Genomic DNA, 18,924 nt, shown 5'->3' on the forward strand with positions numbered 1-18,924 from the left:
AAGAAACCCGGCGGCCGTACGCCCGGCGCCGGGCGTACGGCCGCCGGGTTTCTTAGCGGACGCATAAATCAAGCCGCTGCCGGTCCGCAGCTGACCTGGACGGTGATAGTTTGGATTCCAAACTAATGATGGTCTTCGATTTCTGCCTCGGTGGGAGTTCGGGGACCGCGACCACCGACTGGAGCGTGGATCGAGATGGCTGTGACCCGGCCGGGGCGCCGACCCCGGCACCGCCTGCTGCTTGTGATCGCCGCCGCACTGGCGCTGACGCTGCCGCTCGGGCTGCCGAACCTGCTGCCGCAGGCGTCGGCCGCGACGAAGACGGTGTGGATCCCGGCCCGGTGGACGCAGACCGGCGAGGTGCCGTGGGTCCAGCAGCGGACCCGGGAGTCGGCGAACTTCATCCTGCTGTGGGGCGACCGGTCCGGCACCGATCCGCGCACCGCCCCCGGCGAGTACCGGTTCGACCCGGCCAACATCCTCGACCAGCTCGAGCGGCTGTACTCCTTCTACGTCAACGACATGCGCTTCACTCCGGAGACCGGGCTGCTCGCCCAGCACAAGATCATCGTCATCATCACGCGGACCTGGTCCAACGCCCCGCTGGACGCCTGGGCGACCGGCGGATCGACCGACGGCCGGGTCGGCGTCATCAACATCGCGCCGGGCGCCGCGCAGCCCGGCTCGTGGGGGCTGGCCCACGAACTCGCGCACGTCTTCCAGAACTACACGTTCCTCGGCCGGCCGGGCTACGGCTTCACCCACCAGTCCGCCGGCACCTTCTGGGAGGCCAGCGCCGAGTTCATGGCGATGCAGGTGTACCCCACCACGGCGGCGGGTGACCTGACCCGGTTCATCCGCACCGAGAACCTCGCCTACAGCAGCAGCCGGCACCACTACGGGGCCTGGATGCTGTTGCAGTACATCAAGGAGCGCGACGGGCTGGCGATGTTCAACCGGTTGTGGAACGAGGCCCGCAACACCGAACATCCACTGGAGACGTACCGGCGGATCGCCGGGATCACCCAGACCGAACTCAACCGCAGAGTGGGCGAGTACGCCCAGCGGAACGTCATCTGGGACTACGCCAACCGGGCCGACTTCATGCCGTTCATCAACCGGCTCTACCCGTTCGTCACCGCGTACAACGGGGTGCCGGTCGACGCGGTCAACGCCGCCGCCGGCCACTACCGCGTCCCGGACGCGCTGGCGCCGTCCGACTACGGCTACAACAAGATCCGACTGGTGCCGCAGCAGGACGGCGGACTGATCCGGCTGCGGTTGCGCGGGCACGTCAACCAGGCCGCCGGCTCCGGGTGGACCTTCGGCTTCGTCGCGGTCCGCAACGGCGTCCCCCGGTACGGCCCGCTCACCGTCGCCACCGACGCCGAGATCACGTTCCAGACCCAGCCCGGCGAGCGCGACGTCTGGCTGGTGGTCACCGGCGCCCCGACGACGGTCCACCGGTACGCGTTCCTGGAGGGCTACCCCCGCAACTACCGGTACCCGTACCAGTTCCGGGTGGCCGGGGCGACCCCGTCCGGCCACGAACCCGGTCACGTCCGCCCGCCCGCACCCGGCGGCGGCCGCTGGCACGCCAACGGCGGCGGCTGGGTCGACAGCCGCGCCAACGTCGCCGCCACCGCCTACGTCGGTCCACGGGCCGCCGTCTACGGCAACAGCACGGTCAGCGGCAACGCCCGCATCGAGGACCTCGCCTGGGTCAACAGCGGCGCCACCGTCGGCGGGAACGCCGTGGTCAAGAACAACGCGATCGTCCAGGGCGGCGCCAACCTCGGCGGCAGCGTCGTCATCGGCGGTGACGCCGAGCCGGCGACCGCCTGCAGCTCCGGAACGTATCTGATCTTCAACCCGGACCGGCGCTGCGACGGCGGGCCGGGCGAGACCGACATCAACCCGCCCTACCAGCTGTTCACCGACGACCAGCTCGCGCTGGGCGGGACCGGCCCGAACCCCACGCCCACCCCGAGCGTGCCGCCGACGCCGACGCCGACCACGCCGGCACCGACCACGCCACCGCCGTCGCCCGGGCAGCTCGCCTGCACGGCCGAGTACGCGGTAACCGGGCAGTGGCAGGGCGGGTTCCAGGGCGAGGTCACGGTACGGGCCGGCAGCCGGGCTATCACCGGCTGGACCGTCACCTGGACCTACGCCAACGGGCAGACGATCACCCAATCCTGGGGCGCCACGGTGACCGGCAGCGGCGCGAACGTGACGGCGACCAACGCCGCCTGGAACGGCGGCCTCGCCGCCGGTGCGGCCACGAGCTTCGGCTTCATCGGCTCGGCGGGGGCGACCAACAGCAGTCCGACGCCAAGCTGTCAGGCCCGCTGACCGGGCCGTGACCGGCGCGGCGGCGTTCGCACCGCCCCGCGCCGGTCCCGGCACTGGATCAGTCGACCGGCGGGGCAGCCCCGCCGCCACGGCGTGGAAGGCCCCGGCGGCCGGATCAGGTGTTTTGGGGCCCGCTTACCGGGTACTGCCCGGCGTCCGCTGATACGTCAGACCGGTCGCAGGCCCGTTTCCGCTGGTCCCCGGTAAGAAGCTCGTGGCCTGCCCAGGCGTGTGGTGTCCGGGTCTGCCGGGGAGCGAAGGAGTACCCATGGGGAACGGAACACGGGTGGCGCCGGCGGTCGGCTTCGGCTACCTCCCCGGCCGCCGCCGGAAGCTGCGTACCGCCCGCCCCCTGTTCGGCGCGTACCAGCCGGTCGGGTGAGCACGTGGACATCCTCTGGGCGTTGCTGACCCTGCCGTACGCCCCGGTGCGAGGGCTCACCGCGGCGGTCAAGGCGGTCGCCCGGGAGGCGGAGTCGCAGCAGCACAACCCGGTCGACCTCCGACGCGAACCGGAGGAGCTGGACCGCGCGGCGGGGGCCGGGGAGATCAGTCCGCGGGAGCGGGACCGGGCCCAGCGGCGGGAGCTGGACCGGTTGACCGCGCGCCCCGGTGGGGTGGGCGTCAGCCCGTACCGGGTTGGCGGCACCGCCCGGCGGCCGGCACGCGCCCGGCGGGCGTCCCCGGTGCGGCGGCGGGCCGCCGGACGGCTGGGCCAGCGCGGGCAAGGGAGATGAGATGGCAGCACGTACCCGCCGCGAGCGCGACCGCGACGAGATCCGGGACCGCGACGAGGAAGAGTACGAGAAGGTGTCGCCCGCCGAGGCGGGCCGGGAGGGGCTGCGCCAGGTCATCGAGCTGATCGGCAAGGAGCCGCTCGGGATCACCTCGGTCGAGCCCACCGACGACGGCTGGCTGGTAGGGGTGGAGGTGGTCGAGGACCACCGGATCCCGACGTCGACCGACCTGCTCGGCCTCTACGAGGTCGAACTGGACCTGGCCGGCGGCCTGTTCGCCTACCGGCGGACCCGCCGCTATCAGCGGGGCAAGGGAGACGGGGGCTGAGATGACCACAGCGCGGCCACCCTCGGTGGTGCAGAACTCCGGCCAGGTGCTGCCGGCCGGGCACGAGCCGGCGAACCTCGGCGACATCCTCGAACGGGTCCTCGACCGGGGCATCGTCATCGCCGGTGACATCCGCGTCAGCCTGCTCGACATCGAGCTGCTGACGTTGAAGCTCCGGCTGGTCATCGCGTCGGTGGACACCGCACGGCAGATCGGCATCGACTGGTGGGAGCACGACCCCTGGCTCAGCTCCCGCGCCCGCCCACCCGTCGAGCCCGGCCCGCGTGATCCCGAGGAGGTGGAGGCGTCCCGCCGACCGCGGGTCGTCCGCCGGGCCGAGCGGGCCGCTCGGGTCGATCGGGCCGCGAGGGAGGAGTGGGATGAGTACGACTGAACCCGCCGTGGGCGTCTGGCTGCACGGGGTGGTCGGTGCGGTGGCCCCGGACACCCTGGCCGGGCTCACCGGGATCGCCGGCACCCTCCTTCGTCCGGTGGCCGGGCACGGCCTGGTCGGCGTGGTCAGCGACGCCCCGCTGGCCGAGTACGGCGAGGAGGCGCTGCGCCGCAACCTGGAGGATCTGGCGTGGCTGGAGCGGGCGGCCCGGGCGCACCACGCCGTGGTCGACGCGCTGTCCCGGGCCGGGGCCGTGGTGCCGGCCCGGCTCGCCACCGTCTACCGCGACGATGACCGGGTGGCCCGGTCGCTGGCCGAGCGGCACGACGAGCTGGCCGGAACCCTCGCCCGGCTCACCGGCCGGCAGGAGTGGGGCGTCAAGGGGTACGCCGTGCCCGGCGCGACGCCGCGCACCGAGGAGCCCACCGGCGGGGGCGGTGCCGGTGCGGCGTACCTGCGGCGTCGACGGGCCCAGCTCACCGCGCGGGAGGAGGGGCAGCGGATCGCCGCCGACGCGGCGGCCACCGTGCACGGCACCCTCGCCGGGTACGCGGTCGCCGCCCGCCGGCACGCCCCGCAGGACCGTCGGCTCTCCGGCGCGCCCGCGCCGATGGTGCTCAACGGCGCGTACCTGATCGACCGGGACGGGCTGGCCGCCTTCTCCGGGCTGGTTGGCGCGCTGGCGGACCGGCATCCGGAAATTCGGCTGGAGCTGACCGGCCCCTGGCCGCCGTACTCCTTCGTGGCGGAAGCGAACCCGGAGCCGCAGCCCGTCCGGGAGCCGGCGTGACCGCGGCGGTGGCCCGGGGCGGCCCGGGATCGTGGGGGTCGGCATGGGCGTGACGACGCTCGTGCCGAGCAGCGCGGACGAGCCGCTGACCTGGCGGCCGGTGGCCCTGGTCGACGTGCTCGACCGGGTACTCGCCACCGGCGTGGTGATCAGCGGAGACATCACGTTGGCCATCGCCGACGTCGACCTGGTACGCGTCTCGCTGCGTGCGTTGATCGCCTCGGTGGGCGCGCTCGCTTCGCCCGATCTGCCCGCCGGCGCCGGGACCGTGGACGGGGACGTGCTCGGGGAGGCCGGATGAACGGCCCGGACCCGACCAGGGGGCGCGGTGGCCGGCGCGACGAAGCGGCCGAGTTGGCGGCCGCGCTGGGTGAGACGCGGTGGCAGGCGCCACGGGTGCGGCCCCTGGACCGCAGGCTCGCGGTGGACCAGGACTCGGTCGAGCGAGGGCTGGCCAGCCTGGTGCTGACCGTCGTCGAGCTGCTGCGGCAGCTCATGGAACGGCAGGCGCTACGCCGGGTCGACCTGGGCGACCTCACCGACGAGCAGGTCGAACGGATCGGCATGACGCTGATGGCGCTGGAGGAGCAGATGACCCAGCTCCGCGAGTACTTCGGCCTGTCCCCCGAAGACCTCAACCTCGACCTGGGGCCGCTGGGCCCCCTGCTGCCCACGGACTGACCGCCGTCCCACACCCGAATCCTTGGCCCCGCCGCCCTTGGTTCAGTGCACGGGTGGGGCGACCCAGCCGTCGCAGGGCCGGACGCTGAAGACGAGGTAGCCGGACTGGACACCGAGCCGGGCCTCCCGCCCCTCGCAGTTGACGCTGAAGCTGCCCCGCCAGACCGTACGCGTCGAGTCGGCGTACCAGGTGTGCAGGCACATGTTGTTGGCCGGGCAGGGGTAGAGGGCGTGGGCCGGGCTGCTGGGAACGAAGAGGGTGACGCCGACGGCGAGTGCCACGGCGACGAGGACGCGACGCAACATGTTGTCTCCCTGTGTCGGCCGCATCCACGCGTGTGTCCATGTTGGTCGGACGGGTGCGGCCCGCCTTCCTCGGATTGTCCGACAGGAATCGACACCTGACAATCGCCCGTCCGGTATCGTCGCAAGGGCCCGCGATCCGGAGGGAGATCGGTGAATCCCACGACCACCCGCTCAGCGCTCGTCGTCCGGGGCGGATGGGAAGGCCACCGGCCGGTCGAGGCCACCGACCTGTTCCTGCCGTTCCTGCACGCGCGGGGCTTCACCACCCGGATCGAGGACTCCCCCGCCATCTACGCCGACACCGGCTACCTGGCCACCGTCGACCTCGTCGTGCAGTGCGTGACGATGAGCCGGATCGAGGCGGACCAGCTCGCCGGGCTGCGCTCGGCGGTCGCGGCCGGCACCGGCCTGGCCGGCTGGCACGGCGGCATCGCCGACTCCTACCGCGACAGCTCCGACTACCTGCACCTGATCGGCGGCCAGTTCGCCTGCCACCCCGGTCGCCCGCCGCACGAGTCGGTCGAGGGCGAGGCGAACAACTTCGTCCCGTACACCGTCAACATCCGCCCCGCCGCGGCGGACCATCCGATCGTCGCCGGACTCGCCGACTTCGACCTCGTCACCGAGCAGTACTGGGTGTTGTCCGACGACTACGTCGACGTGCTGGCCACCACCACCCAGAAGGTCCGGCCGGGCGACCCGTGGCACCGCGAGGTCACCTCCCCCGCCGTGTGGACCCGCCGGTGGGGCCGGGGCCGGATCTTCGTCGCCACCCCCGGCCACAGCCTCGACGTGCTCGGGCATCCGTCCGTACGCACCATCATCGAGCGGGGGATGCTGTGGGCGAGTCGCTGACCCCGCCGGCGCGGATCGGCCTGGTCGGCTGCGGCGCCATCAGCGGCCAGTACCTGACCACGCTGGCGAGGACCGCCGGGCTGGACCTGGTCGCGGTCGCCGACCTCGACCGCACCCGCGCCGACCAGGTGGCCCGGACCCGGCCCGGGGTGCGCGGCCTGCCCGTCGACGACCTGCTCACCGACCCCGACGTCGACATCGTCCTCAACCTGACCACGCCGGCCGCCCACGCCGACGTCGCCCTGCGGGCGATCGCCGCCGGCAAGGACGTGTACGGGGAGAAGCCGCTGGCCGCGACCACCGCGCAGGGCCGCGAGGTGCTGTCCGCGGCCGCGTCGGCCGGCGTACGGGTCGGCTGCGCCCCCGACACCGTGCTCGGCACCGGCACCCAGACCGCGCGCCGGGCCATCGACGACGGGCTGATCGGGGCACCGGTCGCCGCCACCGCGACCATGGTGACCGCCGGCCACGAACGCTGGCATCCCGACCCGGACTTCTACTACCAGGCGGGTGGCGGCCCGCTGCTCGACATGGGCCCCTACTACGTCGGCTGCCTGGTCACCCTGCTCGGCCCGGTCACCGCGGTCATCGCCGCCGGCAGCCGGACCCGCGACGTACGGGTCATCGGCAGCGGCCCCCGCCGGGGTGAACGGATCCCGGTCACGGTCGACTCCCACGTCACCGGCGTCCTGACCCATGCCGGTGGGGTGCTGTCCACCCTGGTGATGAGCTTCGACGCCGTCGCGACGAGGGCCGCCCACGTCGAGGTGCACGGCGAACTCGGCTCCCTGGTCGTGCCCGACCCCAACCGGTTCGACGGCGACGTGCGGGTCCGCGGCCCGCACGACCCGGACTGGCGGCCCGTCCCCGAGTCGGCGGGCTACCGCGGCGCCGGGCGCGGCATCGGCCTGGCCGACCTCGCCGCCACCGCGCCCGGGCAGGAGCCCCGGGCCGGCGGTACGTTCGCCTATCACGTCCTGGACGTGCTGGAGTCGATGCTGACCTCGGTGGCCGCCGGCCGGTCGGTCCCGGTCCGGTCCCGCGCCGGGCGGCCGGCGGCGGTGCCGCTCGGCGACGCGCCGTAGCGTCCCGTCCTACGTGCGGGGTCCGCCGAACTCGGCGACCATCTCCAGCAGGCGGGACAGGACCCGGCCGGAGCCGATGCCGTCGTGCTCGTACTCGTTGGTCACCCAGACCCGGGTGCCGGCGACGTGGGCCGCCGTCGCGAGTTGCAGGTTGGCATCGACGTACATGTCGTCGAAGTAGACCGCCGCGGCGACGGGGACCTCGTTGGCCGCGAGCCGGTCGAGGTCGTACAGCGGGCTCCAGTCCTCGCGCGCGGCGAGGAGTTCGACCGCCGCCCGGAACGGGCGCAGGGTACGGATCTCCTCGAACATCCACGGGTAGACCATCTCGCCGGTGAACAGCAGCGGCCGGGCGTCCTCGGCGAACCGTGGCAGGCGGTCCCGTTCCGCCTGTGCCGCCCACGCCGTCGCCCCGGTGCCCGGCGCGCCGTAGAGGGTCTCCTGCAGCGCGATGAACAGCGGGTTGTCGGTGTACCCGGTGCGGGCCTCCACCTGGGCGAGGAACGTGTCGCTCGGCTCGTCGTCGCCGGTGGCGAACGCCTCGTCGAGCAGCCAGTGCATGCGCTCGTAGCCGGGCTTCATGCCGAAGTCGAGGCCGAGGTTCTGGAAGCGGCGGACGGTGAGCGGGTCGCCGGACGGCAGTACGACGTCGCCGGCGGCGAGCCGGTCCGCGATCCGCGCCACGGTGTCGACGTGGTGCGGGTAGCGGGCGTAGAACTCGCGGTTCTTGGCCTCGACCCGGGGATACGTACGCCGGTAGACCTCGGCGGCGTCCGGCCACACGCTCGGCAGGCCGCCGGTCACGTAGCAGGCGTCGAGCCCTTCCGGTGCGAGCGAGAGGTAGGTCAGCGTCAGGAAGCCGCCGTAGCTCTGCCCGAGCGTCGACCAGCGCCCCCCGCCGAAGACGGTGCGGCGCAGGTGCTCGGCGTCGCGGACGATCGAGTCGGCGCGGAAGCGGGCGAGGTGGTCGGCCTGGGCGGAGGCGTCGCCCCGGGCGGCGAGCACCCGGCCGTCGATGCGCGAACTGCGGCCGGTTCCCCGCTGGTCGAGCAGCACGACCCGGTGGCTCTTGAGCGCCTCGCCGATCCAGCCGTCGACGGCGGTCGGGCGCGGGCTCTTGCCGCCGGGACCGCCCTGCAGGAACAGCAGCCGGGGCAGGTCGTCGCGGCGCCGGACCGGGTCGACGAGTTCGCGGGCGAAGACCCGGATGGTGCCGCCGCTGTCCGGGGCCGACCAGTCCAGCGGGACCTCGACCTCGTGGTCGGTGACGTGGATTCCTGGGATCGTGTACTCGGCCGTGATCATTACGTCTGCCCTCCTGCCGCTGTGCGAGGACGACTCTGCCTGATCAACCTGGGACGCCGAGCGGGGGGTGGCGGTCACCGGGTGCCGACGTCGTACGCGGTGCCCCCGGTGACGGCCCGCAGCTTGTCGGGGTTGGCGACGTTGTGGATGGCGGTGATCCGGCCGTCGGCGTCGAGGTCGAAGGTGACGGTGGCGATCACCCGGTCCGGTCCGCTGAACACCAGGCCCGGCCCGCCGTTGATCGCGACCACCGTGGCGCGCATGTCGGCCGGCTCGACGCCGGCGTAGGTGACGGTCCCGATGGCGGCGAACCAGGCGGCCACGGTGGGTGCGCCCACGACCGGGCGCATCGCCTGGCGGACCCTGCCGCCGCCGTCGGTCCACAGCGTGACGTCCGGGGACAGCAGTTCCATGAGCGCGTTGATGTCACCACCGGTCGCCGCGGCGAGGAACCGCTCGGTGACCGCGCGCTGCCGGGAGCGGTCCACGGTGAAACGCGGGCGCCGGGCCCGCACGTGCTCGCGGGCGCGGTGGGCGGCCTGCCGTACGGCGGCCTCCGAACGCTCCACCGCCCGCGCGATCTCGGCGTGGCTGAAGCCGAAGACCTCCCTGAGCACGAACACCGCGCGCTCCAGCGGGCTCAGTGTCTCCAGCACCACCAGCATCGCCGTCGACACCGACTCGGCGTCGACGACGGCGGTGTCACCGCCGGTCAGGATCGGCTCGGGAAGCCACGGCCCGACGTACGTCTCCCGCCGGTGCCGGGCCGACCGCAGCCGTTCCAGGGCCAGGTTCGACACGATCCGGGCCAGGTACGCCTTCGGGTCGGCCACCTGGGCCCGGCTGGCCGCGGACCACCTGATCCAGGCGTCCTGGACGGCGTCCTCGGCGTCGGCGGCGCTGCCGAGGATGCGGTAGGCCACCGAGAACAACAGGTTGCGGTGCTCGTCGAAGACCCGCTGGTCGGGATTCGCGGGCGGGTGGGTCACGGCGCCTCCCGGGTGAAGCGGCCGCCTCGGGGCCAGAACGCCCCCGAGGCTGGCGCCTTCCTCATCCGGGCGTAGGTCGGCCAGGGCGAGGCCGTGACGGTCTCCTTGTAACGGGCCGCCAGGCGGCCGGTCAGACACCACCGACGGGGGCTGCCGTCGGGGCGGGTGAACTGCACCACGGCGTCGTCGCGGCCCAGGCTCACCGGCGTGTGGTAGTAGCCGAACCGGAACGGCCGGGGCTGCCCGCCCCGCAGCGTGCGGACGATCGACACGGCGGCGTGCACGCCGGTCGGCATACCGCCCTGGCAGGTGCCGTGCATGACGCCGTACCGCTGGCGGATCGCGGCGGCGTCGCCGACCGCGTACACGTCGGGGTGGGACACCGACCGCAGCGTGGCGTCGGTGACGACGCGGCCGCGCTCGTCGACGGTCAGCCCGGCGGCGGCCGCCAGCGGCGCCGCCCGCGTGCCGCTGGTCCACAGCACCGCGGCGGCGGCGACGCGTTCCCCGCCGGCCAACTCGACCGCGTCCGGCAGCACCTTCGCCACCTCGACGCCGCCGCGTACCTCGACGCCCAGCCGGTCGAGCGCGGACCGCAGGTACGCCCCGGCCCTGGGGTTCATGGCGGCGCCGGGTGCGTGCCGTCCCAGCAGCACGACGTCCAGTTCCGGATGCCGCTCGGCGATCTCCGCGGCCGACTCGACACCGGTCAGCCCGCTGCCGGCGACCACCACCGTGCCGCTGCCGAGCCGTCCCAGGCGCTCGGCCAGCGACTCGGCGTCGTGCACGCTGTCCAGCGTGTACGCGTGGTCCTCGGCACCGGGCACCGCCACCGTGTCGGCGACGCCGCCCAGGCCGTACACGAGGGTGTCGTAGCGCAGGACCCGGTCGTCGTCGATCCGCACCGCCCTTTCGTCGGCGTCGACCGCGGTCACCCAGCCGCGCACGAACCGCGCGCCGGTGCCCTCGAGCAGTCGTGGGATGCTCAGCCGCGCCACCGGCTGCCCGGTCCCCGTCATGTGCAGGCGTAGGCGCTCGGTGAACAGCTCGTTCGCGTTCACCAGGGTCACCCGCACATCCTCGCGCCGCCTGCCCCGGGCCGCGAGCTGGATCGCCGCGGCCATGCCCGCGTATCCCGCGCCCAGGATCAGAACGTGGTGTGGTCCCGCCGTACCGGCCTCGTGCCGTGTGCTCATCGTCCGCCTCCTCCGGGTGTCGCCGACGAACACGAGATGCGGACCGCCCGGCGCCCGTGACATCGGGCCGGTGTGACGCGCGGCACTTCGCGGGACGGGCGCCGTACGGGTCAGCGGGCCTGGCGCAGGAATCCGGCGATGTCGGCGGCGATCTCGTCGGGGTGTTCGCCGTTGACGGCGTGGGAGGCGCCCGGGTAGAGGCGTACGGTGCCGTCGGGCAGGACCCGCTCGGCCGTGGCGGCGGCGGCGTGGCCGTCGTGCATGACGGAGTTCCCGGCGATGACCGCCAGGACGGGCATGTCGAGCCCGGCGAGCGCGTCCGGCCCGATCCGGGTGGGTTGGGGCAGGCGGAGGGTGTAGTGCCGCATGCCGGCTTCGATCATGTCCGCGACGGGCACGTCCTCGACCGGCGCTCCGCCGGCGGTCCACGAGTTGAAGCCGTCCCGCCACGACTTCGGCAGCCAGGGCAGCGCGGCCGGCAGCGACCGCAGGATCGTGCCGATCGGCATGTCGGCGAAGACGTGGACCGGATCGATCACGGTCACGGTGGCGATCAGTTCCGGTTGCCGGACGGCGAGGTTGACGGCGGTCCAGCCGCCGATGGACAGTCCGACGAGGTGGAAGCGGTCCTCCGGGAGCCCGTCGAGGGTCTGGTGCAGCCACCGCGCCTGGTCGCCGTCGTCGCTGATCGGCCGGTCCTGCACGCTCATCCCGGGTTCGCCGAGCAGGTCCACCGTGTAGACGTCGCCGATGCGCAGCAGCGACGGCAGGTTGTCGGCCCACACCGGCGAGGCGGAGGCCCGGCCCGGCAGGAGAACCAGCGGCGCCGAGGCGTCGCCGCTGCCGGCGAAGCGGTAGACGCGTACGACGCCGAAGTCCGTACGCACGTCGATGGTCCGCTGCGGCACGGGGAGGTCGGCGAAGGCCGCCGCGTACGCCCGGACGAAGCGGTCGCGTCCCGCCGCGCTGTCCCAGTGCCCCACCGGCGACGGGGTGCGCAGCGCGAACACGATGCCGGCGGCGACCACGACGACGGACGTGGCGAGCGCGACGAGCCACCACCGCCCGCGACGCGGGCGGTGCGCCGTCTCGCCGCTCACGACCTCGGTCCGCCCATCCATACCGTCACCCCTTCCAGTCGCTACTAACCGATCGGTAAGTAATTTGACCGTACGGCAGAATCGGCGCCATGGCAAAACGGGCAGACCCGACCGCGCGGAAACCGACGCTCACCGAACGCGCCCGCCGGGCACAACTCGTCGAGGTGACGATCGAACTCGTGGCCGACCACGGCTACGGCGGCACCTCGCTGTCCGGCATCGCCGAACGGGCCGGCATCACCAAGGCCGCCGTCCTCTACCACTTCAGCTCCAAGGACGCCCTGGTGCGGGCGGCGTACGAGCACGTCCTGTCGGCCCTGACCGGCCACACGGCCGCCGCGGTCGAGGCCGCCGATCCCGCCGGGGCGCCGGCCGCCTACATCCGCGCCATGATCGGGCATCTGCGAACGCACCCCCGGCACACCCGGATGATCATCGAGGCGATGACGCACACCGCCGGCGACCACGAGCCCGCCAGCCGGTGGCGCCCACTGGCCGACCTGATCGACACGGCCCGCGACGCCATCGGCACGCGGCGCGCACTCGACGTACGCACCATTGCCATCATCGTCGGCGGCGGGATCGACGCGATCGTCGCCGAACAGCTCACCGACCCGGACTACGACACGGCCGGGGCCGCCGAGCAGCTCGTCGACATGCTCGACGCCACGCTGCGGGGATGAGGGAGTCGGGTATGGACGAGCTGCTTGTCGCGAAGGTGATCGTGGCGGTCGGGATGACGGTCTCCGGCGCGGTGATCATCTGGGCCGCGCGGGCCACCGCCTCGGGCCGGCTGGGCCGCAACGAGGTCACCGGCATCCGGACCGCCTCGACGCTGTCCAGCGACGAGGCGTGGCTCGCCGCGCACCGTGCCGCGCGGTCGGTCACCGAGGCCGGCGGCTGGAGTGTCGTGGCGGCGGCGGTGGCGGTCCTCGCCACGGCGAGCCCGGTCCAACTGGTCGTGGTGGTGGGCGCCGGGACCACCCTCCTGCTCGTCCTCGTCCTGGTCGGTGCGCGCCGGGGCGTCCGGGCCGCGACCGCGCTCCCCCGCCCGGACCGCCCCTCCTGACCGGGGTTCCGGCTGGCTTCGTCAGCGGTCGGGGGCGGTTTCGGCGGCGGGGCGCCGGGGGCAGCCCCACACCGTGTACGCGACCAGTCCGGTCACCGCCAGGACGGCGGCAAAGGCGGTGGCGGCCGTGGTGCCGGCGGGCTGGACCAGCCAGCCGGCCACCTGCGTCGCCGGCTTCGTGCTGGGCCCCAGGAACGGCAGGACCGAGGTGAGGGTCCAGGTCAGCGGGGCGATCCAGGAGCGGGCGGCGCCGAGCAGCGCGGCGCCCAGGGCGGTAAGGCCGAGCAGGCCCGCGGTGTTGCGCAACACGACTTCCAGCGGCGCGAACCGTACGTCGGTGACCGTGGTGAGCAGCAGCGGTGCGACGATCGCGGCGGCGGCGAGCAGCAGATGCGCGGCCCGCCGGACCGGCCAGTTGATCGAGGCGGTGTGGTCCAGGGCGTCGTCGGCGCCGCCGAGGGTCGCGGCGAACGCGGCCACCGCGAGCATCACGGTCAGGCTCACCCCCCGGGTGTCGATGGTCCCGGCGTCGGAGTAGACCAGCACCAGAAGCCACACCAGCGCGGCCGTCGCGGTCGAGATGGCCAGGGCGAGGCCGACCCGGCGGGAGCGCAGGTACAACCGGAGCCACCTCACGGAACGTCCTCGCCCATGAGCGACCGCAGGCCGTCGTCCCGGCAGGCGAGCGCGTCGTCGCGGGCCGCCGCCATCCGCCGTTGCTGCTCGGCCGGCGGCAACCCGACCAGCGCCTGGTAGGCGCCGGCCACGCCGGCCCGCTCCTCGGGGGTCCACCAGTCCTGCGGGGCGGGCGGTTCGCCGGCCAGCCAGGCGGTGGCGACGACCCGGCCGAACCGGGTGTCGCTGTCGTCGGGCCCGTCGCCGCAGTCCTGCCGCCAGGCCGCCTCGAGCAGGTGTGGCAGGAAATAGTCGCCGGACAGGTCGGCGCGGCCGCCGGGCCCGATCACCGGGGCCTCGAAGACGAGCGTGTCGGCCGGGCGCGGGTCCGGTGCCGGGGCCTCGCCCGACCGCGCCCAGGACTCGACCCGCCGGTCCTCGACCGCCCGGGTCGGCGCCCCGGGCAGTTTCGCCGACATCATCGCCAGCGCCTGCCGGGCCGGGCCGGCGACGTCGGGCAGCAGGGCGGCGTGCACCCGGGCCACGCAGACCTGCGGGCCGACGTCGTCGCAGACTAGTTCGGCCGCGCCCGGATCGTAGGCCCGGTAGCCGCCGGTGGGCATCAGCGGCAGCGCCACCGCGCCGCCGAGCAGCGCCGGGAGCACGGCCAGGGCGATGCCGCGGCGGCGGGCCGCGCCCAGCAGGAGCAGCCCGGTGGCGGCGAGGGCGGCCAGCCACAGCGTCTGGGTCAGGTTGACCCGCGCCGCGACCGTCTGGAAGTCGTCCAGGCCGCTGGCGTAGACCGGGCTGAGCAGCAGCGCCGCCGGTGCGGGCCGGCCCGCCACGACCGCGTTGACGGTCATCCAGTCCGGCAGCAGCCCGGCCACGGCGACCCCGGCCACGGCGAGGGCCGGCGCGGTCACCAGCCTGGGTACGGCCCGACCGACGGCCATGCCCACCCAGCCGGCGGCGACCAGCGACAGGGCCCCGACCGCGGTGACGGCGACCGAGGCGGCCGGGAAGTAGCCGGCCGTCGGCACCACCCAGACCATCCCGACGACGAATATCAGGGTGTACGCGGCCACCAGCGCGACCGCGAGCGCGGCGGCGGTCGGCAGGACCCGCTGCCACCGTGGCCGGCCGGTGCTGGCGAACAGCTCGCCGACCCGGCTACGGGCGTCCCGCCGCCCGAGCCACGCGCCGCCGGCGAGGGCCAGTGGCCACAACGCCAGCAACATTCCCCGGCCGGACACCGCCAGTTGCATCCAGCGGCCCGAGAAGCCCTCGGTGTACGACACCAGCAGCCCGGCGCCGATCACGAGCGCGAGCAGTGCCACGCCGACCGCGGCCGAGCGGCGCAGTTCGATCCGGAGTACGCGTCCCATCAGGCCGACACCTGCCCGCGGTGGGCGCGCAGCAGCGCCGAGTAGCCGCGTTCGGTGGCGCTGTCCCCGGCGGCGTCGGCGCCGCCCCGGCCGGCCAGCTCCGCCGTGGTGCCCTGCCACACCAGCCGTCCCGCGTTGACCAGCACCACGTCGGTGCAGGCCGCCGCGACGTCCTCGACCAGGTGGGTCGAGACCAGGACGCAGCTGTCCGACCCGATGTCGCGCAGCAGCTCGCGGAAGTCGAGACGCTGCTCGGGGTCGAGGCCGACGGTGGGTTCGTCGAGCAGCAGCACCCGCGGGTCGTTGACGATCGCCTGGGCGATACCGGCCCGGCGCAGCATGCCGCCCGACAGTGTCTTCAACCGCGAGTCGGCGCGGTCGGTGAGGCCGACCCGGTCGATGGCCCGCTGCACCGCGCCGGGGATGTCGCTCTTCGGCATCTCCTTGAGCCAGGCCATGTACTCGACGAACTCCCGCACGGTGAACCGCGGGTAGAACCCGAAGTGCTGCGGCAGGTAGCCGAGGCCGCGCCGCATCCGGCGCAGGTCGCCCCGGCCGGTGACGTCGACGCCGAGCACGCTCAGCCGCCCACCGGCGGGTTTGACCACCGTGGCCAGGGCCCGCATCAGCGTCGTCTTGCCGGCGCCGTTGGGGCCGAGCAGCCCGTGGACGCCGGTGTCGAGCGCCAGGTCCAGCCCGTTGACCGCCAGGTGCCGCCCGGCCCGGACGACCAGCTTCTCGGCGTGCACCGCCCACGCGTGGGTGGTCGGTGCGATCTCTGCCGCGCTGACGGCGCGCATCATGGGTTCTCCGTTCGTCGGGTGGCACGACATGCCACCGGTGTGTCGTCGGTTCGGCCGGCCCGGCCCGGTGCCGTGGCGCGTGGGCCGGATCAGATCTGTCCGGCACCCAGCCGGCGGTGGTCGGCGGCCCGGAAGGCCACCACGGCCACCAGCACCACGGTGACCGCGACCCATCCGGGCCAACTGCCGGCCGACAGGACGGCCGGCAGCCGGTCGCCGGCCAGACTCGGGATCACCACCGCCCCGGACCAGAGGGCCACCAGGGCGAGCGCGGCCCGGTCGACCCGTACCAGGCCGCCGAGGGCCAGGCTGCCGGCGGTGAAGGCCAGACAGGGCAGCAACCACAGGGCCGGCGAGTGCCCGGTCCACCAGCCCGCCACCGCCAGGATCGGGACGACCGCCGCGAGGACCGCCAGCGTACGGCGCAGCAACAGCCACAACCCGGCGCGCGGCACGGTCGCCAGCAGCTCCCAGGCGGGATCGGTACGCCGGCTCCACGCCGCCGCCACCGGCAGCAGCGGCGCCACCGGCGCGACCAGCAGCACCAGCGACGGCAGGCTGTGGAAGGTCAGCTCGAAGAGGACCGCGGCCAGCACCAGCCCGGCCGCCACGGCCAGCCAGGGCAGTACCCGTACGGCGACGCCGGTGCGACGCAGCCGCCGGCGGGGTGCCGGGGCCGGTCCGGCGGTGATCCCGGCCGCGATACCGTCGGCGACCCGGTCCAGCAGGTCGCGGGTTCCCGGGTCGACGGCCTCGGTCAGCAGGGCCCGGCAGGCGGCGCAGGACTCCAGGTGCGCCTCGACCGCCCACACGGTCGCGTCGTCGACGCCGTCGGCGCCCGCGGCGTAACGGGAGATCAGGGCGGGTGTCGGGTGGGTGGTCATGACAGCGCCCTCCGCAGTGCGATCCGGGCCCGCCGTGCGCGGGTCTTCACGGTCCCTTCCGGCATGCCGAGCAGCAGCGAGGTCTCGCGGGTGGTCAGGCCGTCGAGGACCATCGCGCGCAGCACCTGACGCAGTTCCGGCGGCAACGCCAGCAGGGCCTGTTCCAGGTCGGCGTCGATTCCGCCGGCGAGCGCCTCCTCCTCGGCGGCCGGCGCCACGGTCTCGAAGGTCGGCACCGCCGGCACGCGCTGCTGCCGGGCCCGGTGGCGGAACGCGTCGACGAGCCGGTGGGCGGCGATCGTCCACAGCCAGCCCAGCGCGCTGCCCCCGGCCGACGCGTGGGCCTGGCTGCCGGCCGACCGCCACACCGCCAGGTAGGTCTCCTGGAGCACGTCGGCGACCACGTCCGGGTCGGCGCAGCGCCGCCGGAGCCGTACGGTCAGCCAGGGCGAGGTGCGCCGGTACAACTCGTCGAAGGCACGCCGGTCGCGACGCGCGATGCGGCGCAGCAGCTCACCCTCGTCGACTTCCGCCAGGCTTCGTCTCACATCAGGCAAGACGACGCGCACCCCCGCCCCGGTTCTCCCTCGCCTGTGACACCCGTCACATCGACGCTACCGGGTCGACCGGCCTACGGCCGCCGCCGAGCCGTCCCCGACCGGACGCGGCCCGCTCCGGACCGTGTCACTGGGCGAACCGGGCCGGGTCGCCCGCGCCGACCCGGACGATCTCGGGTTCGCCGTCGGAGAAGTCGACCACGGTGGTCGGTACGGTGCCGCAGTCGCCGGAGTCGACGACCGCGTCGATCGCGTGGTCGAGGCGTTCCTTGATCTCCCAGCCCTGGGTCATCGGCTCGTCGTCGCCGGGCAGGACGAGGGTGCTCGACAGCAGCGGCTCGCCGAGTTCGTCGAGGAGTGCCTGGGCGACCGGGTGCGCGGGAATGCGTACGCCGACGGTCTTCTTGCGGGGGTGCAGCAGCCGGCGCGGCACCTCCCTGGTGGCCGGCAGGATGAACGTGTAGCTGCCGGGGGTGGCCGCCTTCACCGCACGGAACACCGCGTTGCCGAGGTGCACGAACTGGCCGAGCTGCGCGAAGTCGCGGCAGACCAGGGTGAGGTGGTGGCCGCTGTCGACGCGGCGGATCTCCCTGATCCGGTCCATGCCGTCCTTGTTGCCCAGCCGGCAGCCGAGGGCGAAGCAGGAGTCCGTCGGGTAGGCGATCAGCCCGTCGCGGCGTACGAGGTCGGCGACCTGGCCCATCGTGCGGGGCTGCGGGTCGTCGGGGTGCACGTCGAAGTACTTCGCCATACGCGAAAGCTTAGGGGTGGCGGCGGTCGCGGATCAGTCGAGCCAGCGGGCCCGGTCCCCGACGCGGACCCGGCCGGGGGTCTCGACCGCCGCGTTCACGCCGAGGTCGTTGCCCAGCTCACGGGCGACCCAGCGCAGCACGGCGCGGTCGTGCGGAACGGTCGGTGTCTCCTTGGTGATCATCACGCACCGGTCGCACAGTTCGGTGAAGCGCAGTCGCAGGGTCCCGATCGCCATGGTGCGACCGACCCAGCCGTGTTCGGGGTAGCCGGTCGCACCGTCGTCCGGCACGTCGTCGAGCACCAGGTTGGGCCGGAACCGGGAAACATCGAGCGCGCTGTCCGGCAACGCCGAGGCGAGGCTGCGCAGCGTGGTCGTCGTCATCACGTGCAGTGCCCGCTCGGGCTGGTGCGGACCGTGTCCGGCCAGGGTGACGTCGGCCCCGACCGCAGCGCTGAGCCGGCGGCCGGCGTCCGGCGCGTCGGAACGGAACCGCTGACCGTCCGGAAGCGTCAGTTCGGCCACCCCCGGCCCGGCGGTGACCGCCCGGACCTGCATGAGCGCCGGCACCGCCCCCGCCCAGGTGAACTCGTTCCGCTCGTCCCGTACGCCGATGCCCCGGTCGCCCTCGATCCCGCTGAGGCCGACTTCGGCCGCGTCCAGCGACTCGCCGCCCACCGACTTCACCGGATACCGCCACAACTGCACGAGCCGCATCCGCCACCCCTTCCCGTCCCGG

Annotated in this window: 23 protein-coding genes; 11 read left to right on the forward strand and 12 right to left on the reverse strand. The window is 74.0% G+C overall.

Annotation, left to right across the window (positions count from 1 at the left end):
- Positions 1–195: 195 nt before the first annotated feature.
- The 7 genes from AB0I42_RS33940 to AB0I42_RS33970 all read left to right on the forward strand — a co-directional run bounded on the left by AB0I42_RS33940 (position 196) and on the right by AB0I42_RS33970 (position 5,285).
- The gene (locus tag AB0I42_RS33940) at positions 196–2,355 is read left to right on the forward strand and encodes a DUF6055 domain-containing protein (RefSeq protein WP_357543853.1); all 2,160 of its coding nucleotides are present in this window, start codon (positions 196–198) and stop codon (positions 2,353–2,355) included.
- A gap of 386 nt (positions 2,356–2,741) precedes the next feature.
- Positions 2,742–3,092, forward strand: coding sequence for a gas vesicle protein GvpG (locus tag AB0I42_RS33945; RefSeq protein ID WP_357543854.1), 351 nt, complete (start codon positions 2,742–2,744; stop codon positions 3,090–3,092).
- Between the two features lies 1 nt (position 3,093).
- Positions 3,094–3,420, forward strand: coding sequence for a gas vesicle protein (locus tag AB0I42_RS33950; protein WP_357543855.1), 327 nt, complete (start codon positions 3,094–3,096; stop codon positions 3,418–3,420).
- Between the two features lies 1 nt (position 3,421).
- A complete protein-coding gene (locus tag AB0I42_RS33955; RefSeq protein ID WP_357543856.1) occupies positions 3,422–3,814 on the forward strand; it encodes a gas vesicle protein in 393 nt (130 codons plus the stop codon).
- Positions 3,801–4,604, forward strand: coding sequence for a GvpL/GvpF family gas vesicle protein (locus AB0I42_RS33960; RefSeq protein WP_357543857.1), 804 nt, complete (start codon positions 3,801–3,803; stop codon positions 4,602–4,604). The genes AB0I42_RS33955 and AB0I42_RS33960 overlap by 14 nt, the downstream gene beginning before the upstream one ends.
- A 43-nt stretch (positions 4,605–4,647) precedes the next feature.
- Entirely contained in the window at positions 4,648–4,905 is a 258-nt protein-coding gene (locus AB0I42_RS33965) for a gas vesicle protein (protein WP_357543858.1), read from the forward strand.
- Positions 4,902–5,285, forward strand: coding sequence for a gas vesicle protein K (locus AB0I42_RS33970; protein WP_357543859.1), 384 nt, complete (start codon positions 4,902–4,904; stop codon positions 5,283–5,285). Before AB0I42_RS33965 ends, AB0I42_RS33970 begins: the two co-directional genes overlap by 4 nt.
- 42 nt (positions 5,286–5,327) lie before the next feature.
- On the opposite strand, the gene AB0I42_RS33975 is transcribed toward AB0I42_RS33970, so the two are convergent.
- Positions 5,328–5,591, reverse strand: a complete 264-nt coding sequence (locus AB0I42_RS33975; protein WP_357543860.1) for a hypothetical protein — start codon at positions 5,589–5,591, stop codon at positions 5,328–5,330.
- A gap of 150 nt (positions 5,592–5,741) precedes the next feature.
- Between AB0I42_RS33975 and AB0I42_RS33980 the strand changes: the two genes are divergently transcribed.
- Positions 5,742–6,446: a ThuA domain-containing protein gene (locus AB0I42_RS33980; RefSeq protein ID WP_357543861.1), complete on the forward strand. Its 705-nt coding sequence runs from the start codon at positions 5,742–5,744 to the stop codon at positions 6,444–6,446.
- Complete coding sequence (locus tag AB0I42_RS33985; protein WP_357543862.1) at positions 6,431–7,531, forward strand: Gfo/Idh/MocA family oxidoreductase; 1,101 nt, start codon at positions 6,431–6,433, stop codon at positions 7,529–7,531. The genes AB0I42_RS33980 and AB0I42_RS33985 overlap by 16 nt, the downstream gene beginning before the upstream one ends.
- A gap of 9 nt (positions 7,532–7,540) precedes the next feature.
- Here the strand turns inward: AB0I42_RS33985 and AB0I42_RS33990 are convergent, their stop codons facing one another.
- From AB0I42_RS33990 to AB0I42_RS34005, 4 genes are all read right to left on the reverse strand, one after another.
- Positions 7,541–8,836 (reverse strand): alpha/beta fold hydrolase, encoded by a 1,296-nt coding sequence (locus AB0I42_RS33990; RefSeq protein WP_357543863.1) that lies wholly within the window; start codon positions 8,834–8,836, stop codon positions 7,541–7,543.
- A gap of 74 nt (positions 8,837–8,910) precedes the next feature.
- Positions 8,911–9,825 carry an RNA polymerase sigma-70 factor gene (locus AB0I42_RS33995; protein WP_357543864.1) on the reverse strand — a complete coding sequence of 305 codons (915 nt, stop codon included), beginning with the start codon at positions 9,823–9,825 and terminating at the stop codon, positions 8,911–8,913.
- A complete protein-coding gene (locus tag AB0I42_RS34000; protein WP_357543865.1) occupies positions 9,822–11,021 on the reverse strand; it encodes an FAD-dependent oxidoreductase in 1,200 nt (399 codons plus the stop codon). Before AB0I42_RS34000 ends, AB0I42_RS33995 begins: the two co-directional genes overlap by 4 nt.
- A gap of 110 nt (positions 11,022–11,131) precedes the next feature.
- Entirely contained in the window at positions 11,132–12,142 is a 1,011-nt protein-coding gene (locus AB0I42_RS34005) for an alpha/beta hydrolase (RefSeq protein ID WP_357543866.1), read from the reverse strand.
- Between the two features lie 68 nt (positions 12,143–12,210).
- Between AB0I42_RS34005 and AB0I42_RS34010 the strand changes: the two genes are divergently transcribed.
- Positions 12,211–12,804: a TetR/AcrR family transcriptional regulator gene (locus AB0I42_RS34010; RefSeq protein ID WP_357543868.1), complete on the forward strand. Its 594-nt coding sequence runs from the start codon at positions 12,211–12,213 to the stop codon at positions 12,802–12,804.
- 11 nt (positions 12,805–12,815) lie between these two features.
- Positions 12,816–13,190 carry an SdpI family protein gene (locus tag AB0I42_RS34015; RefSeq protein WP_357543869.1) on the forward strand — a complete coding sequence of 125 codons (375 nt, stop codon included), beginning with the start codon at positions 12,816–12,818 and terminating at the stop codon, positions 13,188–13,190.
- 21 nt (positions 13,191–13,211) lie between these two features.
- On the opposite strand, the gene AB0I42_RS34020 is transcribed toward AB0I42_RS34015, so the two are convergent.
- From AB0I42_RS34020 to AB0I42_RS34050, 7 genes are all read right to left on the reverse strand, one after another.
- Positions 13,212–13,826 carry a hypothetical protein gene (locus AB0I42_RS34020; protein ID WP_357543870.1) on the reverse strand — a complete coding sequence of 205 codons (615 nt, stop codon included), beginning with the start codon at positions 13,824–13,826 and terminating at the stop codon, positions 13,212–13,214.
- Positions 13,823–15,190: a hypothetical protein gene (locus AB0I42_RS34025; RefSeq protein ID WP_357543871.1), complete on the reverse strand. Its 1,368-nt coding sequence runs from the start codon at positions 15,188–15,190 to the stop codon at positions 13,823–13,825. Before AB0I42_RS34025 ends, AB0I42_RS34020 begins: the two co-directional genes overlap by 4 nt.
- The gene (locus AB0I42_RS34030) at positions 15,190–15,993 is read right to left on the reverse strand and encodes an ABC transporter ATP-binding protein (protein ID WP_357543872.1); all 804 of its coding nucleotides are present in this window, start codon (positions 15,991–15,993) and stop codon (positions 15,190–15,192) included. The genes AB0I42_RS34025 and AB0I42_RS34030 overlap by 1 nt, the downstream gene beginning before the upstream one ends.
- 89 nt (positions 15,994–16,082) lie before the next feature.
- Positions 16,083–16,877 (reverse strand): zf-HC2 domain-containing protein, encoded by a 795-nt coding sequence (locus tag AB0I42_RS34035; RefSeq protein WP_357543873.1) that lies wholly within the window; start codon positions 16,875–16,877, stop codon positions 16,083–16,085.
- Positions 16,874–17,425, reverse strand: a complete 552-nt coding sequence (locus AB0I42_RS34040; RefSeq protein WP_357543874.1) for an RNA polymerase sigma factor — start codon at positions 17,423–17,425, stop codon at positions 16,874–16,876. The genes AB0I42_RS34035 and AB0I42_RS34040 overlap by 4 nt, the downstream gene beginning before the upstream one ends.
- 136 nt (positions 17,426–17,561) lie before the next feature.
- Complete coding sequence (locus tag AB0I42_RS34045; RefSeq protein ID WP_357543875.1) at positions 17,562–18,185, reverse strand: L-threonylcarbamoyladenylate synthase; 624 nt, start codon at positions 18,183–18,185, stop codon at positions 17,562–17,564.
- Between the two features lie 33 nt (positions 18,186–18,218).
- Positions 18,219–18,902 carry an MOSC domain-containing protein gene (locus tag AB0I42_RS34050; protein ID WP_357543876.1) on the reverse strand — a complete coding sequence of 228 codons (684 nt, stop codon included), beginning with the start codon at positions 18,900–18,902 and terminating at the stop codon, positions 18,219–18,221.
- Positions 18,903–18,924: the final 22 nt, after the last annotated feature.

The sequence above is a fragment of the Polymorphospora sp. NPDC050346 genome, from assembly GCF_040655695.1.
In the GTDB taxonomy this organism is placed as follows: Bacteria; Actinomycetota; Actinomycetes; order Mycobacteriales; family Micromonosporaceae; genus Polymorphospora; species Polymorphospora lycopeni.